Raw genomic sequence first — 18,917 nt, forward strand, 5'->3', positions numbered from 1 at the left:
GAAAATAATAAACTAAAAAAAAATATCGAGATAAATGGTGCTATTGTTTTCATATCGTAAGCAATTATTTCGACTGATTCTCATTTCTATATTCTGTTATTTGCAGCGTATCATCAAAAATCACAATGCGGTAGTCATTTTTCTCATCTTTTTTATCTAAAACATAGATGTCATAATAAACCTGCGTTGGATCTTCGTATCTATGGTTTACTCTTCTTGCAATGGCTTGTCGGGTATCATAGATGTCTATTCCTTTGGTTTTTAACAGAAACTCTCTAATGTCTGCAAAGCTGTGCTTGAATTTTTCTTCATAGTTGGTTATTTTAATAATCTTTCCACTCTCATCATATTCATAGCTTTTGTTTATAGATTCTTGCCGAAATGTGGTAGACCATCTTCTGAGCTGTCCCTTATAATCATATTTTTTTCTGATTACAAAAGGGCTCCATTTTTTTGAAATTTCTTCTGCATATTCTTGTGTGTCTTCTTTTTCTTGTTCAGGAAAAACAGTCCATTGTCGAACGGTTCTGTCATCAGCTATCTCTTCTTCGTATTGAGCATCAAACCCTGATTTTTTAAAATTTTCTTTAAATAATTTTTGTTTGTATGCATTTGCCTCAAACTTCTTTATATCAAAACGAGAACTATCTAGTGCAGGTTTTTCTTCTACTATTATTTTTGCATTTTTACTTTCTGGTTTTTCTACCGTTTTCGCGATACAGGAAGATAATAAAAAGCTGTAAATAATTAACGAAATGAATGGTGCTATTGTTTTCATATTGTATTTTATACTTTCAAAAGTAATTAAAAAAAATATACATTTATTATATTTCAACATCTGAAAATTTATTGATGAAAATGCGCTCAATATAATAAACAAGCATGAGTTGTCATATTGAAAGGATCTTGATGAGATGCGGTAAATGCTTCTATTTCGGATCACTTTCTATTTCTGGAATATTCTTATTGGCAATTTTCCATTGCCATCTCCAGAGAGTCTCTCTTTCTCCTCCTTTTACTGTGCCGTCTGGATCTACTGCTCTGTAAGACATGTAATTATCTGTTGATTTTTCCTCGAAAGTACACAAGATTTTTGATGTAGGAATTGGGTTTTCGTCTATATGAGTATGATAGATCCCTAATCCGTGCAAAACTTCATGAGCCAGAGAAGTATCATTTGCTCTTTTGGCGCTATTCAGGCTGTTGAAGAGCATTGCCGTATTTTCGCCGATGTTTTTTACCTCTCCTTCTACAGCATGATTATCAAAAAAATAAGAGGAACGATAGGTCTGAAATGAATCTTCCCGAAAGGCAAATACCGTAAAAATATTATCAGTAAGATACTGCTCATCAACTGTTTCTTTGGAATTTTTATAGAAAGTCCTTTTTAAAAGATTTTGGTTTTTTGAGATATAAAGTTTTTTCACATAATCGTGGCAGTCGCTATAGGTATAGCTGTGGAATATCCCGCCATCTGTCCATTTAACAGTCGGAATGGTTTTATGAAAAATATACTTTCCGTATTGATCATTACCAAAATTATTTTTTATAATTTTAAAGTTATCATTATCCGATAAATCTAATAATGGAGCCTCTAAAATATTTGGAAGTATCAAGCATTGATACATTGCTTTTCTTAAGGCATCAATTTCTGTGGGCTCTATTTTACCTGTAACATCTTCATCTCTTATTTTAGTCCTTATATTTACCAACGCAAAATTCACATTTTTTCTTACTTTTTCGTTGTTTTGCAATACTGTAATTTTTCCTGCAAGAGATCTCTTGTACTTTCTATCCTGTGGATAGGCGTAGATTTTAATTTCCTTATTGCTGTCCAGATCTTTTTTGCAGATAATGGTAATTTCTTTTGTTTTAGAGTGATGTATTCCTCTATCTGCAGATTTATCGGCAAGTATTTGCGGTGTAATGTCGAAAAGAGTGGTGTCATATTCAAACTTTAGAATAGAGTTCCTTGCAATTTCCACTATAGCAGAAAGTGTAATACTAAACTGGGGTTGTACAAAATCTTTTGGAAGTTTCATCGCTTCTACTGTTTCTTTTGAAAACATAGAGAGATACGGAACCTGATAATTTTTTTCTTCCCTTTCTTTTTGGCTTTTCCTGGATGACAGATTAATTGAGATCTCTTCATACATATCTAAAAATCGGTTTATTGCTTCATCAGGCTTTAAGTTTGTTTTTCCGTCTTTGTACCCGCTTTCAATAAAAGATTTATACATTCCGCCATAAGATTGCCCATTATCATTTTTCCGATACCAATCGTACCCAAAACTTCCGTCGTATGTTTTATATACGGTTCTGAATTCTACGACCGCATGCAGAAAAGGCTTTTCTTCCGCTGCGTTTTCTAATAAACTTTTTCCGATTGTACTTGTTCCTGTGGGGTTATTAAGTGATAGTGCTTTCACAAAAGTAAAGCCGTTGTAAATATTATTCATTTGTGTTTATTTTATTTATTTGTTCTTAAATATTACTTTTGTTATAAAGAAATTATACTAACACGCCAAAACTCGACGTATAAAAACTTTAAAAAATAACATAGTTTTCTTCATCTCTTTTCAGCTTTGCAAGCACTCTCCAGGTCGTTTTTACCAAACCTTTCTTAGTTGGGAAATTTTTCTTTTCAAAGTGGGGAAGGTCTTTAAAGGTTTTCCAGTTTCCACCCCAATCCCAGCCGTATTTTGCGAAAATTTTTACACATTCGTACCAGTCGGCAACTCGATCATTATCCCAGTCTTTTACAGTATCCCAACTTGCTGTTTTTCTGTCAATAATCAAACAGATATCAACGGCTAATCCGTAATTGTGAATGCTTTGTCCGGCTTTGGCGTTCGTCACTTTTTTGCCATTTGTGATTCTTCCGATCGCATACAATTTTTCCTGTTCTTCAAAACTTCTTAACCCTTGAGTAATTCTGATTTTTGCTTTTCCGGTTAATGCTTCATCACATTCTTTAATGATTTGTTTTACTTCCTCTCTCACAGATGGATGTAGTTTTTCTATTCTCTGTAAAGTAATTTTATCCATGGTTTTTTTAATTTTAATTTCTTAGGAAAAACAAATATAAAACCGAGATACGACAAAACTTGACGTTTGTTTAAATATTTAAAATATTGATTTTTAGTTGATTGTGTAGATTATTGGAAATTTAATTAAATAATTAATCTGTCTTGAAAAATGATTGTTTGATCTTCAAGAATGAATATTTTTCATGTAAATGATGATAAAAAAAGAGCACAAATAAAAAAGGATTAACTATTATTAATCCCAATTGAAGCAGATGTGAAAATGAAAGAATATTCTTTATTTATTGGTAATTAGTAATGTGATTTTACAAAAGAAGTAATGTAACAAGAGAAGAGATCTTTCTGACTATTTAAGTCAAAATATTTCATTTATTGTTGCTGAATAGTTTTTAAAATTAAGAATTTACAGCTTACTGTTCAATACTTTAATGTCTTTTCTTAATTCCTGTATTATTTGGTGAAGATCGACTTCATTTGAGTAACCAAGATTATAATCTTTGGGCAAAATTCCGTTAATATACTTCCATATTTCTAAGATATTTTCGGAAGCAATATCATAAGGTTCATAAAAAGAATTGTCGGCAGAAACGGTAATTGTATTTCCTTTTTTCTCAACAAAGGTTTTAAACGTAATGCCTTCTAGTGTAACAAATATATATTTATTTCCTTTTTTTAGATCCTCAAGTTTTTCCACATATTCACCTATAACTTTAGTTTTATCAACAAAAGGCGGCATCGAATCTCCGTCAGCCACAAACGCTCTATATTTACCATGCCCTAAGAAAGGCAGCGACATCCGAGAAAGACCTTCAATATATTCTGGATCACTAAAGCCTTTTAAATAGCCCATTGAAGCTGTTTGAGTTACAATTTCGATATAATTATTTCCTTGTTGATCGACAACGATCGGCAAGATAATTCTGTTATTTGGAAGATTAATCATTTCTTCTAACGGGTACTTCCCAATGTCGACAGTGAGCAAAAGATCTATGCTGATGTTAAAATATTTTGACATTTTAATTAAAATATCCGGTCCAGGTTGAATCCTTCCGCTTTCGTATGCAGCATATGCCGAACGAGTAATAATTAATTTGGCGGCCAACTCTGCTTGACTAATTTTTTTCTTCCCTCTTAAAAGCCTGATGTTATCTGCAAAAAATGACATTGTTTCAATTTGTAACAACAAATATATAGATTTTGTTTCAAATTGTATCTAATTTTGTAACGTGAACCGATCAATTGTACATATGGATTTGGATGCGTTTTTCGTGTCGTGCGAAAGGCGTCAGAATAGAGAGCTCAAAGATATCCCGCTTATCATAGGCGGCGGCGACCGTGGAGTCGTTGCATCATGTTCTTATGAAGCAAGAAAGTTCGGCGTGCGTTCTGCAATGCCTATTCGGATGGCATTAAGGCTTTGCCCCGATGCGAAAGTCATTAAAGGAGATTACGAATTGTACTCTCAATTATCCCATACCGTTACAGAAATAATTCAGGAAAAGGTTCCGGTAATGGAAAAAGCAAGCATTGATGAGTTTTATCTGGATCTTTCCGGGATGGATAAGTTTTTTGGATGTTTTCAGTGGACGCAGGAAATAGTTTCGGCGGTTACCAAAGAAACAGGGCTTCCTATAAGTTTTGCATTATCAGGTAATAAAACAGTTTCAAAAATAGGAACGGGAGAATCAAAACCCGAAGGAAACCGCCACATTATAGAGTCGGAAGTAAGACCATTTCTGAATCCATTATCGGTAAAAAAAATTCCGATGGTGGGTGATAAAACCTTTCAGCTACTTTCAAGAATAGGCATCCGCACTATTCATACTTTATCCGAAATGCCGGTTTTGGTTCTTCAGCAGATGATTGGGGCAAATGGTAAAGAGCTCTGGAAAAAAGCAAATGGCATTGATGAAAACCCTGTAATTCCTTATTCCGAAAAGAAGTCAATTTCTACAGAAAAAACGTTTGCTGTTGATACAATTGATGTTCATGAGCTCAAAAGAATTCTGAGCGGGATGGCAGAAAAGTTAGCTTATCAACTCAGACAGGAACAATGGCTTACTTCAACGGTTGTCGTGAAGATTCGCTACGCCAATTTCGATACGGAAACAAAACAAATGAGAATTGCCTATAATTCGGCAGATCATACGTTATCAAGGGTTGCGCTGGAGCTTTTCAATAAATTATATACCCGTAGAATGAGAATCAGGCTCATTGGGTTGCGATTTACGGATCTCGTTCATGGGAATCATCAAATGAACTTGTTTGAAGATACAGAAGAGCAAATGAGTCTGTATCAAACGATGGATTATCTGAAAAATCGATTTGGAGCCGATGCGGTAGGAAGAGCTGTCGGTTTTGATTTTGGTAAATAAAATTAAACTTTTCAGCATGTTTTTAAATTGTCATTCTTTTCACAGCCTCCGTTATGGAACTTTAAAAATTAAAGAATTGGTAGCACAAGCTAAATGCTCGGGAGCTAAAAATTTGGTTTTAACAGATATCAATACCGTTACAGCTATTTATGACTTCAAAAAAGAATGCGAAAATGAAGGAATAAAGCCTCTTGCCGGTATGGAAATCAGAAAAGAAAATAGGCTTTTATACATTGCAATTGCCAAAGAATTTTCGGGAATTGGTGAGGTTAACAAAATGATTACTGCACACAACTGCGATGGGGAAGAGCTTTCTGAAACCGCCCCGGAATTTAAAAAGGTATTTATTATTTATCCGATCGATAATATTCCGTCGACACTTAAAGAAAACGAATTTGTAGGAATCCGGGAGGAAGATTTGAGCCTTTTGGTGCGTCCTGAATTTCATGAGCTGATTCCGAAAATGGTAATTCTTCATCCGATCACATTCAGTACAAAAAAAGAATATAACCTGCACAGAATTTTAAGGGCAATTGATAACAATACCATTCTGTCAAAACTCACCGAAGAAGATATTTGCCGAAAATCGGAATATTTTAAACCTGAAAAAGATATTATAAAATCATTTCAGCAATATCCCGAAATTATTAAAAATACAAAGAATATTCTTGATGAGTGTACTTTTGAATTTGATTATAAAGAACGTGGAAGCACCGAAAACAAAAACAAAAAATATTATAAAGAATCTCAGGAAGAAGATATAAAGCTTTTGACCAAATTGGCTTATGAAGGCTTAAAAAAAAGATATGGTGAAAACGAAACTGCCCGGATGAGAGTAGAAAAAGAGTTAAACGTTATTGAGGAACTCAAATTTTCTGCCTATTTTCTTATTACTTGGGACATCGTTCAGTACAGCAACAAAATGGGATTTATGCATGTAGGAAGGGGAAGCGGGGCCAATAGTATTGTAAGCTACTGTTTGGGGATCACAGATATTTGCCCGTTGGAACTTGATCTCTATTTTGAACGGTTTTTAAATCTTAACCGGACTTCTCCACCCGATTTTGATCTCGACTGGAGCTGGCAAAATCGCGATGCCATTCTTGAGTATGTTTTTGAACTTTACGGAAAAGATCATGTCGCTTTCTGTGGAACCAATGTTGAATTTAAGTACAAATCGATTTTCCGTGAAGTAGGAAAGGTGTTTGGTTTGCCTAAAGAAGAGCTAGACGACCTTTCCGGAAGTCCTATAAAAAATCACGACAGAAATTCTGTTGTAAAACTGGTTCATGAATACGGAAAATTGATGGAAAAATTTCCGAATCAGAGAAGTATGCACGCTTGTGGAATTCTGATTTCTGAAGAGCCTATTTATAACTATTCAGCACTCGAGATGCCGCCAAAAGGATTTCCTATCGTTCAGTTTGATATGAATGTAGCAGAAGATATAGGGCTTGAAAAATTTGATATCCTTTCCCAAAGAGGGCTCGGAACTATTAATGATACAGTAAAGCTCATCAAAAAAACCAGAGGAATTGACGTTGATATTCGTGATACCTCAATCTCGAAAGATGAAAAAATTTGCAATGAATATTTATCTGTCGGAAAAACAATCGGCTGTTTTTACATAGAATCTCCTGCCATGCGAGGCTTGTTGAGAAGACTTAAATGTGATAATTATAAAATTCTGGTGGCTGCTTCCTCCATTATCAGACCGGGAGTTGCCCAAAGCGGTATGATGCGGGAATATATTTTCAGGCACAATCACCCCAATCAGTTTGAATATTTTCATCCGGTATTTGAAGAAAATCTGAAAGAAACTTACGGAATCATGGTGTATCAGGAGGATGTCATTAAAATAGCACAGTATTTTGGCGGTCTTAGCCATGCCGATGGTGATATTCTGAGACGTGCCATGAGCGGAAAAGAGAGATCTATTCAAAAGCTGAATGAAGTAAAAGCCAATTTTTTTAAATCTTGTATGGAAGATCAAGGGCATTCTCATGAGCTTACTGCAGAAGCGTTCAGGCAAATAGAATCTTTTGCGGGATATTCTTTCTGTAAAGCGCACTCGGCTTCTTATGCAGTAGAAAGTTATCAAAGCTTATATTTAAAAGTGTATTATCCTTTAGAATTCATGGTTTCGGTAATCAATAATCAGGGTGGTTTTTACCGTACAGAGGTTTATATTCATGAAGCGAGAATGTCGGGAGCAATTGTGCAGAATCCCTGTGTGAATACAAGTGAATTTCAAACAATTTTAAAAGGAAAAGAAATTTATCTGGGATTCATGGTTTTGCAGTCACTCGAAACCAAAATTGCCCAGATTATTTCTGAAGAACGGGAAAATAATGGAGACTACAAATCTTTGGAAGACTTTATCAGACGTATTCCGATCGGCATTGAAACCATTCAGATTCTTATTTTCATTGGCGCTTTTAGATTTACAGGAAAACAGAAAAATGAATTGCTGGTAGAAGCGAGATTGATGTTGATTAATTTTAAACCTGAAAACCGGAACTTAATGCTTATTGAAGAGCCCGTGCAGGATTACAAGCTTCCTGAGCTCAAAAGAGAATACTTTGAAGACGCCTTTGATGAATTGGAGATTATTGGATTTCCCGTTTCCTGCAGTCCGTTTGATTTGTTAGAAACAAAATACAGAGGTTCTGTATTTGTAAAAGATTTGTTGAAATTTCACAAAAGACAGGTGAAAATGTTGGCCTATCTTATTTCAAGAAAACATGTTCCCACCAAGAAAGGAGCGATGTTTTTCGGAACGTGGATCGACGTCAACGGAGATTATTTCGATACCGCTCATTTTCCGGATAGCCTGAAAGAGTATGATTTTCAGGGTGGCGGATGTTATCTTCTGTTGGGGACTGTGGAGGTAGATTATCATTTTCCGACGCTTACAATTCATAAAATGGCAAAAATGCCGATGATTGCTGACCCACGTTACGCTTATGACGAGCAGAAAAGGTATGATGCACATCGTCTGGTTCGCGAAGATGTAAGCATGACTTCAAGAAAGCCGTATCCACAAGCACATGAGATTGGTTTGCCAAGACAGAAATTTAGTTAATTACTTCTTTTCTCGTACTTCCAGTTTCTGCCTTTTCCTTCTGAGATCCATTCTATGGCTTGTTCTATTCTTTTATTTCGGGTTGCTTCTGTTTTAGCTTCTGTGATCCAATTGATATATTCTTTTCGGAACGAAGGTGATGCTTTTTCAAAAATATCTAAAGCTTTTTTATTTTCTTTTAATGCTTTTTGAAAATAATCAGGAATTGCAATTTCAGTTTTAGAAGGAGCTGCTTTTTTCAATGTAACGCCCATGTCGGTTAATTCCATTGCCTCAAGAATAATTTTCTTAAGCTGAGGTTTCGTAGGAAGATCTTCGAGTTTGGTGATTTTTCCTAAACTGAACATATTAGTTTTCTCTACGTCCGTTTCGAGATTTTTTATCGTCTGCATTTCACCGTGCAGCCAAAATCCCATGCTGCAATATTGTTTAAATGAAACCATTGAACAAAGAATTTTTCCTTTGTACATAAACGTCGGAAATTTCCATTTGATCGTTTCTTCTGCAGCGGGGGAAAACTCGTGAACAATCTCTCGAATGTAATTTAAAATTGGCTTGGCAAAATCAGCTGATTTATCAATATATTCATCAACCAAAGGATTGTATTTTATCATAATTCAATTTAAAAATGAAATTTTAAAGATTTAGTTTAAGAAATCTGAGTTAGTATCAAGCTAAATAAAAATCTTTGACATTTCTTTAATTTTATCAACTTAATTGATCGGTTAAAAAAAAATATTTTCAACCTCAATCTTAGTCTCAACCTTTAAGCAAAATGCTTAACCGTTTCATTCACCAAAAATTTCACCTGATCTGGTCTTCCTCGGTCGGTTTTTGGTAAATTGTTGTAGCTTCCGGTTCTTACAATCACCATTTTATGTTCCGGAATCATAATGATATATTGACCTTGAAGACCCAGGAAATAATAATGTTTAATAGGATTGTCATGGTTAATCCAAAAGCCCATGCCGTAGATCTCATCAGACTTTTTGGTGGGTGTTCTCATCTGTTCGATAAAATCTAAATTCAGGATTTGCTGATCACCAACTTTTCCGTCGTCTAAAAATAATTGTCCAAGTTTTGCAAAATCCCGTGAATTGGAGTGAATACAGCAATATGTTTTTTCCATTCCGCTTTCATCAACGCTCCAATCTGCGTTTTGTTCCATTCCCAACGGAATCCAGAATTTTTCAGATAAATAACTTGATAAAGATTGATTGACTGCTTTTTTTACCGCAAATCCTAAAAGTTGGGTAGAGCCGCTTTGGTATTCAAATCTTTCACCCGGTTTTCCCTTAAATCTTCTTGAAAAAGTTGCTTTTATCAAGCTTCTTCCGTAATACGCTCGAGCGTTTGGAAGAAAAGGATTTTTGTAATTTTCATCCCAATTTAAACCAGATTCCATCTGAGCCAGATGTTTTAAAGTTAAATCTTTACCGAAAGGTTTTAATTTAAATTCATCATAAAATTCAGAAAATTTTTGGTCAGCATTATTAATTTTTCCTTCTTCCAAAGCTTTTCCAAAAAGCATAACCGTTACTGCTTTTGCCATAGAAAAAGAATTGGTTTTTGAAAGCTCATTGTAACCGTTCCAATATTGCTGATGAAGTAATTTTCCATCTTTTATCACCAGAAATGATGCTGTGTTTGATTGAGTTAAATCATCGACTATATTTTTAGGTAAATCTTTTTTGTTGTAATCAGGATGTTCATCCCAAAGAACAGGATTCGTTGTATGAATGATATTACTAGTGAAAAATTTGCCGTCATCGATATTGGCGCTCGATTTTCCACGCAGGTAGGTTTTAGAAATTCCGCTGAAGAGATAAGCATATCCGAAAATATAGAATAAAATCGCTACCGTAATTAGAAACAGGGAAATGTAAAAAAGAATAATCATAAGAATTTGGTCTTAAACAAATTTAGAATAAATTTAAAACCAAGCATCAAAAAAGCCCTGAAAAAATCAGGGCTCTTTAATTATATCTTAGAAAGTAAATTTCTGAAGTTTGTTTTCTCGTCGATAATTCGTCTCAACTCAGAAACAGGAACTCTTTCCTGCTGCATCGTGTCTCTGTCTCTTATCGTTACAGTGTGATCTGTTAGAGAATCGTGATCGATGGTGATACAGTAAGGTGTTCCGATCGCATCCTGTCTTCTGTAGCGTTTTCCGATCGCATCTTTTTCTTCGTAGAATAAATTGAAATCATATTTCAGATCATTAAAGATATTCTCAGCATATTCGGCTAAACCATCTTTCTTCATTAACGGAAGAATCGCTGCTTTTACTGGTGCTAAAGCGGGAGGTAATGATAAAACTGTTCTTTCTGAACCGTCTTCCAAAACTTCATCTTTTAAACAAGTTGAGAAAATAGAAAGGAATAATCTGTCAAGACCAACCGAAGTTTCTACTACATAAGGAACGTAGTTTTCATTTCTTTCAGGATCAAAAAACTGAAGCTTTCTTCCTGAATGCTTTTCATGCGCTTTCAAGTCGAAATCTGTTCTTGAATGAATTCCTTCCAATTCTTTAAATCCAAATGGGAAATTAAATTCAATATCAGCTGCAGCATTTGCATAATGCGCTAATTTCTCATGATCGTGGAATCTGTAATTGTCATTTCCTAAACCTAAAGCCAAATGCCAGTTTAGACGTTTTGTTTTCCATTGTTCGTAGAATTCAAGTTCAGTTCCCGGAGCAACGAAGAATTGCATTTCCATCTGTTCAAATTCACGCATTCTGAAGATGAATTGTCTTGCAACGATTTCATTTCTAAATGCTTTACCAATCTGAGCGATACCAAACGGAAGTCTATGACGTGAAGTTTTCTGTACATTCAGGAAATTAACGAAAATACCTTGCGCGGTTTCTGGTCTTAAATAAAGATCCATTGCAGAATCTGCAGAAGCTCCCAATTTAGTTCCGAACATCAGGTTGAATTGTCTTACTTCCGTCCAGTTTTTAGAACCAGTATCGGGATCGGCAATTTCCAACTCTTCAATTAAAGCTTTTACATCAGCAAGATCTTCATTTTCTAAAGATTTAGCTAATCTTGAAAGAATTTGCTCTCTCTTTGCTCTGTATTCTAAAATTTTAGGATTGGTTGCTTCAAACTGCGCTTTATCGAAAGACTCACCGAATCTTTTCGCAGCTTTTTCAATTTCCTTATTTTCTTTATCTTCAATTTTCAAACAATAATCTTCTACCAAAACATCTGCTCTGAAACGTTTTTTAGAATCTTTATTGTCGATCAAAGGATCATTAAATGCATCAACGTGGCCTGAAGCTTTCCAAGTAGTCGGGTGCATCAGAATCGCCGAATCAATACCCACAATATTTTCGTTAAGCTGTACCATCGCTTTCCACCAGTATTGTTTGATATTGTTTTTTAATTCTGCACCATTCTGTCCATAATCATAAACAGCGGATAAACCGTCATAGATCTCACTTGAAGGGAAAATAAAACCATATTCTTTAGCGTGAGAAATCACTTTCTTGAAAACATCTTCTTGCTTTGCCATAATTTTTTTACGTCTGAACTGCAAAAATATGAAAATGGAATCCAAAATCAGGGAATTCAATAAAAAAAGCAGTTAAAAAACTGCTTTTCAATATTTTTTAGAAATTATAACTTAATCCGACTCCGTTTCCGCGGATATCTAATCTATATGAAGTGGTTTTTGATGCTTCATTAGAATCTGCTTGATTTTGAGTTTTAATTGCTTTCTTAAGATTTTTTCCGCTGCTTACTGCAAATGGAATTCCGATTCCGACTGCTCCCAAGCCGAGTCCTATAAATCCCCAACCGCCAGCTTCTTTCTTCTTAATAGTGACACCATTGTAATACACTGTTTTATTCCGTGTAACTTCTTTTACCAATCCATAACCGATTAACCCGCCACCGATGGCTGCGAAAATCTGAGAAACCGTACTATTGGTGTTTGCTTTTTTCATGTAATTCAAAGCTTCAGTATTGGTAAAAACCTTCTTGTATTCTGAGAATTTAAATTTTTGGTCGCCTTTAATAAAAAATTCCCGGTTAGATTTCCCCAACGTCAGAGAATCAGAATTCTGAGCAAAAGAAATTAATGGAATAATGCTTAAAATTAACGAAAATAATAGTTTTTTCATATTTGTAAATTTTCACTAAAATAAGAAATAAAGTTTTTTGAGCAATATTTAATATGTTAAAATTTTTAGGAGCCGGGAACCTGCTTTCCGCTATATCTTTTTCGCCTCCGCTTTTAATCCCTCGCAAGAAAAAGGATGCCGCTCCAATCAGGGCTATGAACAAAAGTACTTTTATAAATATACAAACCTCATAAGTTTCAAAAACCTATGAGGTTTAGCAATAATCACAAAAGGCAGCCACAAAATTTTTTTATCTGCACTATGACAAAACCCGTTAAGTTTACATTTCCGCGTCATCAAAATACATTAAAACTCAGTCAGAATTCTCTACTTTTGTCCCATGTTAGAAATTCTTTATCACGACGAAAATCTTATTGCCATCAATAAACCAAGCGGCTTATTGGTTCACAAATCTTTCTACTCCGGAGAAGCAGATACGTATGCAATTCAGGAACTGAGAAAACAGATTGGGCAAAAAGTGTATCCTGTGCATCGTTTAGATCGAAAAACTTCGGGTGTTTTGTTGTTTACTTTAGATAAGGAAACCTTGAGAATGATGAGTGAACAGTTTGCGACACGACAGGTCGAAAAAAAGTACATCGCAATTCTACGAGGCTGGGCGAAAGATGAAGAAACGATTGACTACGATTTGATCAACGAAAACGAAGTCAAACAAAATGCAGTTACTTATTATCAACGTTTGCAGACTTCGGAAATAGATCTGCCTTTTTTAAAGCATCAAACTTCGAGATATTGTTTGGTAGAAGCCATTCCGGAAACAGGAAGATTTCATCAGCTGAGAAAACATTTTAAACATATTTTGCATCCGATTTTGGGATGTCGTAAACATGGCTGCAACAAGCAAAATAAATTGTGGCTTCAAACATTTGGGATCAACAAAATGACGCTTCACGCCCATCAATTGATTTTTAATCATCCTGTTTCTCATGAAAGAATTACGGTAAATGCTACGATAGATGATGAGTTCAAAAGAGTAGGGGATATTTTAAGTTTTGACTTGAGTTTGTATAGTTGATTTTTTAAACGCAAAGATTTATTTAGCATACTTCTCATTTTTAGAGGCAAAGGCAAATAAATTTGCTTCGCGAAGCGTGAACATGAGCTTCATCAAATCGACTTGTCGATTACTCTTTGCTCCTTAAAATTCTACATTAAGAATATAAATCTTTGCGTCAAAAAAACTCTCGCAGATTTAGATAATTAAGCAGATTTTAAATTCCTTGTGCTCATTCGTGAAATTATTGATTTAAAAATTAATTGCAACAATCGTCCTCATTTAAATAAAATATCACACATCAAGAATTCATTCAATTTAAAATGATTATTTTTGTAAAACTTTTTTTTCAATGTACAAATCGCTCATTCGTCCGATTCTTTTTAAATTCGATCCTGAAGAAGTGCACCATTTTACTTTTTCAATGCTGAAAAATTTTGGTTTTCTTACCAAACTATTTTTACCAAAACCAATTGTAGACAAACGTCTTGAAAGAGAAGTTTTCGGACTGAAATTCAAAAATCCGGTAGGTTTAGCAGCAGGTTTCGATAAAAATGCAGTTTTGTTTAATGAGTTGGGAGATCTAGGTTTCGGATTTGTAGAAATCGGAACGGTAACGCCAAAAGCACAAGCTGGAAATCCCAAGAAAAGATTGTTTCGTTTAATTGAAGATGGCGGAATTATCAATAGAATGGGTTTCAATAATGACGGACTGGAGGCTGCCATCCAAAAACTGAAAGGCAACAAAGGAAAAATCATCATCGGCGGAAACATCGGAAAAAATACCAATACAACGCCTGAAAATTATACCCAAGATTATCTAGACTGTTTCGAAGGTCTGCATCCTTACGTAGACTATTTTGTACTGAATGTAAGTTGTCCGAACGTTGGAAGTCATGCGAAGCTGGAAGATGTAGAATATCTGAGAGAATTGATTACAGCCGTGAAGGAAATCAATCAAACTAAAGTAAATCCAAAACCTATTCTTCTAAAAATTGCTCCGGATTTGAACAATCAGCAATTGGACGAGATTATCGAATTGATTGCAGAAACAAAAATCGACGGAATTGTGGTTTCAAATACATCAGTCAACAGAGAAGGTTTAAAAACTTCACCTGAAGTTTTAGCCGAAATCGGAAACGGTGGTTTAAGCGGAAAACCGATTCGTGAACGAAGCACAAAAATGATCAAATATCTTTCAGATAAAAGTAACAGAGATTTCCCCATTATCGGAGTTGGCGGAATTCACTCGGCAAAAGATGCTATTGAAAAACTGGATGCCGGAGCAAGTTTGGTTCAGCTGTACACCGGATTTATTTATGAAGGTCCACAGTTGATTAACGATATTAATCAGGAACTTTTAACAAGAGCGGGGAGAATTGCGAGATAAGTTATTGATTCATTTTTATTCTTTTCTGAATGGAAAATTCTGACAAATACAATCATATTTATTCAATTTCCTTAAAAACAGGAATCGAGATTGAAATCATTAAAAAACTTCAATCTGAAACTCATTCTGATCCTAAAAGACTAAAACGAGAATTCATTCCTACTATTTTAAGCCATGAAAGTTTTGATTTTAATATGATTCCGCAGGGAAAGATTGTTGAACTTCCTGGAATAAGTTTTACGCTCCCTTCAAGGGAAAACGGATATGGAATTATTTCTAAGCTGAGGAATGAATTAGAGGACAAGAATTACAGAATATTTCTTGACATTTATTGTAGTGATGATATTAACGAGATTATTGATTTGTCGGTTTTGTCGTGTAGCAATGAGTTTGAACCACTAATTTATATGCAGACAAATGGAATAAATTATGGAGTTACAAATCAAAAACTTATCAATGAATTAAGAATATTAGATGAAGAGTTAAGACTGAAGATTTTAGGTGCTGGAAATGATTGGTGCGAATTTGAAATTACTCAGGAACCTGACAACATGAGCAGTGTCATCAAACAATTCTTTGAATTATGTCCCGATATTGCAGATAAATATAATTATTCTGTGAATAATTTTGAGAATTATTTGAGAGAAAACAAAAGATTGTATTTGTGGTTTGATTAATTATATAAAAAAATGCGATATCGTATAAATAATCAATCCTACTAATCCACCAACTAAAGTTCCGTTGACACGAATAAACTGAAGATCTTTTCCAACTTCAAGTTCCATTTTTTCGCTCAACTCTTTTCCTTGCCAGTTTCCGACAGTTGAACTGATGAGGTTTCCGGCTTGATGGGTGTTTTTCAGAATATATTTGTAAGCAGTTACTCTCACCCAATGATCGATTTTATTCTGAAGTTTTTCGTCGGTTTTTAAATTTTGAGAAAACTCATTCAGGTTTTTGGTGATGTATTTTTTTAATGAAGATTCTTCTTCCTGCAATTCAGTGCTCAAAGTTTTTTTGATGGAAAGCCAAATGTCATTAGAATATTCTTCAAGCTTATCATTTTTAAGAAAATCATTCTTGATGGTTTTAAATTCGTCATTCCATTTTGGGTCTTCTTTTAAATCATTAGAAAATTCGTAGATTTTTTTTGTTATTAAACCTCTGATCTCATGATTGGTATCTTCTTCCACTTCTCTGAAAAAATCTGAGAGTCCGCTCGCAATTTTCTCGGCAATTTTATTATCAACAAACGAAGGAATAAAAGAGTAACTCCCTTTTTTTACCCTTTCCTGAATCATGCTGTCATTTTCAATAAGATATTCTTTGATCTGTTTTGATAGATTAGTAACTATTTTCTGATGATCATTTTTGTCTAAAAGGTAGATAATCCCATTTCCCAAAATTTTATTAAGCTGAATATCATCAGTCATCTCGCTAACTTTTTTGCTGATAAAACTGCTTACTTCAGAATCATCCAGCTTGTTTAGAATATCCAGAATGATGTCTGAAAGGTTTTTAATTAATGCTTCCTGATTTCTTTCTTTTGTGAGCCATTCACCAACAAAATTTGAAATTTTAATTTTCTGAATATAAGGACGAATTGTTTTTGGAGAAAGAAAATTAGAAACCACAAAACTTCCCAGATTGTCACCCAACTTTTCCTTGCTGTTTTCAATCAGATTGGTATGCGGAATCGGCAAGCCCAACGGATGACGGAAAAGCGCCGTCACAGCGAACCAGTCTGCTAAAGCACCCACCATTGCTGCTTCGGAAAATGCACGAACATAACCAATCCAGTGAGAATCGTGGGTCTTTTGTAAAATTGTGGTAATAATGAAAATAATCGCCATCAAAACAAAAAGTCCTGTAGCAAAGGCTTTATATTTTCTGAGCTGTTTTCGTTTGGCTTCATCGTTCATATTCTCAAAAATTATGGGTAAAACTGGTGTAGTTTGTATAACATCAAAAAACAATCCACACTTGTTGCAAAATATTATGTAAAATCATATAGGGTAAAATAGTCAATATATAATTTACAGAATAAGTCTTACGCCGCCCAAATCTTCAACTCTGTGGCTGAATCGTTCGCCTGGTGAAGAAATAAACATAAAGTTTTTCGGTATGCACCATCGGTTGCTGAGCTCATCTACTTTCTCTGGTGTAAACTGTCCTTGTTCGATAATATATTCCATGTCTACTTCCGGATAAGCTCTGTCTAGCGCATCAAAATCTGAAAGAAACTGATCCGTAGGTTTTTGATATTCTTCCAATACAGATACTATTTTTATCCGGTTGGTAACTTCGTTCTCATTAAGATACATCATTACTTTATTTAATGTAGAAATATCATCGCCTTTAGAGAAAAATACAAACTGCTGCTCGGTAAGTCTTTTAATGGAACTGTTTAGGGATCTTTCGCTTTTAATAATATGTTTTCTGTAGTGTCTATTGGTAGATTTAAAAGTCTTTACGATAAAAAACATAATATCTTTCCTTGCCAGCATTGCCGAAACGACCAATACAGAAGGAAGAAAATAGGTAAGAAAAGTAAGTAGATATTCGGGTTTGGTTTTTATATTTCCGTAGATGGCGACCACGACAGCAATTAAGGCGATTAACACCGAAATTGGCGATGCATATTCTGGTCTCGGAAGTCTGGCACGGCGAATTTTCAGCAAAATGTTTCCAATCGCAAAAAACGCCATTACGGTAAGAAATGATAAGGCATAGACACCTGCTAAAGGACCAATTTCGCCTTTTGTAACGAAAAGAACCGATATGCAAAGTAAAAAGAATAATATTAAAATTCTGTACGTACTTCCTTTTTTGTTTTCTTTTAAAAAATAGTTGGGTAAAATTCTGTCAAGTGTCATTCTTTTGATTAATCCGTTTACGCCGACAAAAGAGGTGAGAACAGCTCCGCTTAAAACCAGAACGGCATTTACGGATATAATAGTGGCGAGTGTTTTTCCGCCGGTAAGCTCGGCCATGTGCGAAAGAAATGAGTTTTTATATTCATTGACTTCAGAAAGCGGCATTATTCCTATTGCTAAAATAGCCATCAAAGGATTGAGCACCGAAACGGCAATCCACATATTTTTTAAAGTTTTCGGGAAAACGCCGGCTTTTTGCTCTTCCACAAAGTTGGCAGAGCTTTCAAAACCTGAAATTCCTAGCATTGCAGCACTGAATCCTAAAATTAAAGCTTTAAAAATTCCTCCACCTTCTAAAGGGGAATGCCAGTTTTCAATAAAAAAACTTATACCGTGCTGAAATATAAAAATGCTGCAGAATATTACCAAGATCAACATGCAGGCTATGTGTAGTATAAAGATAATTAAGGCTACAATTGCACTTTCTGAAATTCCCTGAATGGTAAGAAATAAGAAAAGAAGCAAAAGTCCGAATGTCGCAATTACCACATTAAAGCTTGGGAAAATATGATGCAGATAATGCATTCCTTCGGATGCTGATATCACAGCGGTCGCCATATAAGATAATATGGTGAGTGTAGCGGCAATAGCGGCGTTGTTTTTTGATGATGAATTGAGTAATACATTGTAAGCTCCTCCATTTAAGGGAAGTGCGCCTACAACTTCACTGTATATTTTCCGGAACAGAAAAAGAGTTCCTGCCACCATTAGCAGTGAGATCCAGGCGTATTGTCCGGCAACGCCGATTGTAAGAGCAGATACATATAAAACAGATGAAGTAATATCATTTCCGCAAATTGCGGTAGCGTACCATTCGCCAAGTTTTTTTTGAGACATTAGATGTGTTTTTAATTATTGATTTAATCAGGGTACTAAAATATAGTATATTGTATAAAAAGCCTTATAAAATCAAGTTGTTTTTCACATCAGAATATAG

General features: G+C 34.8%; 15 protein-coding genes. 5 read left to right on the forward strand and 10 right to left on the reverse strand.

Annotated features, from left to right (window positions below; translation table 11 throughout):
* Nucleotides 1–64 precede the first annotated feature (64 nt).
* The 4 genes from OH814_RS17635 to OH814_RS17650 form a co-directional block, all read right to left on the reverse strand.
* Nucleotides 65–778: a hypothetical protein gene (locus OH814_RS17635; RefSeq protein WP_308829069.1), complete on the reverse strand. Its 714-nt coding sequence runs from the start codon at nt 776–778 to the stop codon at nt 65–67.
* A gap of 151 nt (nt 779–929) precedes the next feature.
* On the reverse strand, nt 930–2,459 hold the full coding sequence (locus OH814_RS17640) for a hypothetical protein (RefSeq protein ID WP_308829070.1): 1,530 nt from the start codon (nt 2,457–2,459) through the stop codon (nt 930–932).
* An 88-nt stretch (nt 2,460–2,547) separates the two neighbouring features.
* A complete protein-coding gene (locus tag OH814_RS17645) occupies nt 2,548–3,048 on the reverse strand; it encodes a M15 family metallopeptidase (protein ID WP_308829071.1) in 501 nt (166 codons plus the stop codon).
* A 402-nt stretch (nt 3,049–3,450) separates the two neighbouring features.
* Nucleotides 3,451–4,212 carry a LexA family transcriptional regulator gene (locus tag OH814_RS17650; protein ID WP_279195628.1) on the reverse strand — a complete coding sequence of 254 codons (762 nt, stop codon included), beginning with the start codon at nt 4,210–4,212 and terminating at the stop codon, nt 3,451–3,453.
* A 61-nt stretch (nt 4,213–4,273) separates the two neighbouring features.
* Here OH814_RS17650 and dinB point away from each other — a divergent pair, with 61 nt between their 5' ends.
* Nucleotides 4,274–5,422, forward strand: coding sequence for a DNA polymerase IV (dinB, locus tag OH814_RS17655; protein ID WP_076561324.1), 1,149 nt, complete (start codon nt 4,274–4,276; stop codon nt 5,420–5,422).
* A 16-nt stretch (nt 5,423–5,438) separates the two neighbouring features.
* Nucleotides 5,439–8,507 (forward strand): DNA polymerase III subunit alpha, encoded by a 3,069-nt coding sequence (locus OH814_RS17660; RefSeq protein ID WP_308829072.1) that lies wholly within the window; start codon nt 5,439–5,441, stop codon nt 8,505–8,507.
* Here OH814_RS17660 and OH814_RS17665 read toward each other — a convergent pair.
* The 4 genes from OH814_RS17665 to OH814_RS17680 all read right to left on the reverse strand — a co-directional run bounded on the left by OH814_RS17665 (nt 8,504) and on the right by OH814_RS17680 (nt 12,639).
* On the reverse strand, nt 8,504–9,121 hold the full coding sequence (locus tag OH814_RS17665; RefSeq protein ID WP_308829073.1) for a YdeI/OmpD-associated family protein: 618 nt from the start codon (nt 9,119–9,121) through the stop codon (nt 8,504–8,506). The genes OH814_RS17660 and OH814_RS17665 overlap by 4 nt on opposite strands.
* A 152-nt stretch (nt 9,122–9,273) precedes the next feature.
* Nucleotides 9,274–10,407, reverse strand: coding sequence for a serine hydrolase (locus OH814_RS17670; RefSeq protein ID WP_308829074.1), 1,134 nt, complete (start codon nt 10,405–10,407; stop codon nt 9,274–9,276).
* Nucleotides 10,408–10,487: 80 nt separating this feature from the next.
* Nucleotides 10,488–12,029, reverse strand: a complete 1,542-nt coding sequence (locus OH814_RS17675; RefSeq protein ID WP_279195621.1) for a glycine--tRNA ligase — start codon at nt 12,027–12,029, stop codon at nt 10,488–10,490.
* Nucleotides 12,030–12,126: 97 nt separating this feature from the next.
* The gene (locus tag OH814_RS17680; protein WP_123886324.1) at nt 12,127–12,639 is read right to left on the reverse strand and encodes a hypothetical protein; all 513 of its coding nucleotides are present in this window, start codon (nt 12,637–12,639) and stop codon (nt 12,127–12,129) included.
* A gap of 340 nt (nt 12,640–12,979) precedes the next feature.
* On the opposite strand from OH814_RS17680, the gene OH814_RS17685 reads away from it, so the two are divergent.
* The 3 genes from OH814_RS17685 (at nt 12,980) to OH814_RS17695 (ending at nt 15,721) form a co-directional block, all read left to right on the forward strand.
* On the forward strand, nt 12,980–13,675 hold the full coding sequence (locus tag OH814_RS17685) for a pseudouridine synthase (RefSeq protein ID WP_308829075.1): 696 nt from the start codon (nt 12,980–12,982) through the stop codon (nt 13,673–13,675).
* A gap of 331 nt (nt 13,676–14,006) precedes the next feature.
* On the forward strand, nt 14,007–15,044 hold the full coding sequence (locus OH814_RS17690) for a quinone-dependent dihydroorotate dehydrogenase (RefSeq protein WP_308829076.1): 1,038 nt from the start codon (nt 14,007–14,009) through the stop codon (nt 15,042–15,044).
* A 29-nt stretch (nt 15,045–15,073) separates the two neighbouring features.
* The gene (locus OH814_RS17695) at nt 15,074–15,721 is read left to right on the forward strand and encodes a DUF4253 domain-containing protein (RefSeq protein WP_308829077.1); all 648 of its coding nucleotides are present in this window, start codon (nt 15,074–15,076) and stop codon (nt 15,719–15,721) included.
* Here the strand turns inward: OH814_RS17695 and OH814_RS17700 are convergent, their stop codons facing one another.
* Together OH814_RS17700 and OH814_RS17705 are read right to left on the reverse strand one after the other, a co-directional pair.
* A complete protein-coding gene (locus OH814_RS17700; protein WP_201132662.1) occupies nt 15,722–16,966 on the reverse strand; it encodes a DUF445 domain-containing protein in 1,245 nt (414 codons plus the stop codon).
* A 114-nt stretch (nt 16,967–17,080) separates the two neighbouring features.
* Nucleotides 17,081–18,817 carry an APC family permease gene (locus tag OH814_RS17705; RefSeq protein ID WP_308829078.1) on the reverse strand — a complete coding sequence of 579 codons (1,737 nt, stop codon included), beginning with the start codon at nt 18,815–18,817 and terminating at the stop codon, nt 17,081–17,083.
* Nucleotides 18,818–18,917: the final 100 nt, after the last annotated feature.

This window comes from Chryseobacterium sp. CFS15 (genome assembly GCF_031118795.1).
Classification (GTDB): Bacteria; Bacteroidota; Bacteroidia; order Flavobacteriales; family Weeksellaceae; genus Chryseobacterium; species Chryseobacterium indoltheticum.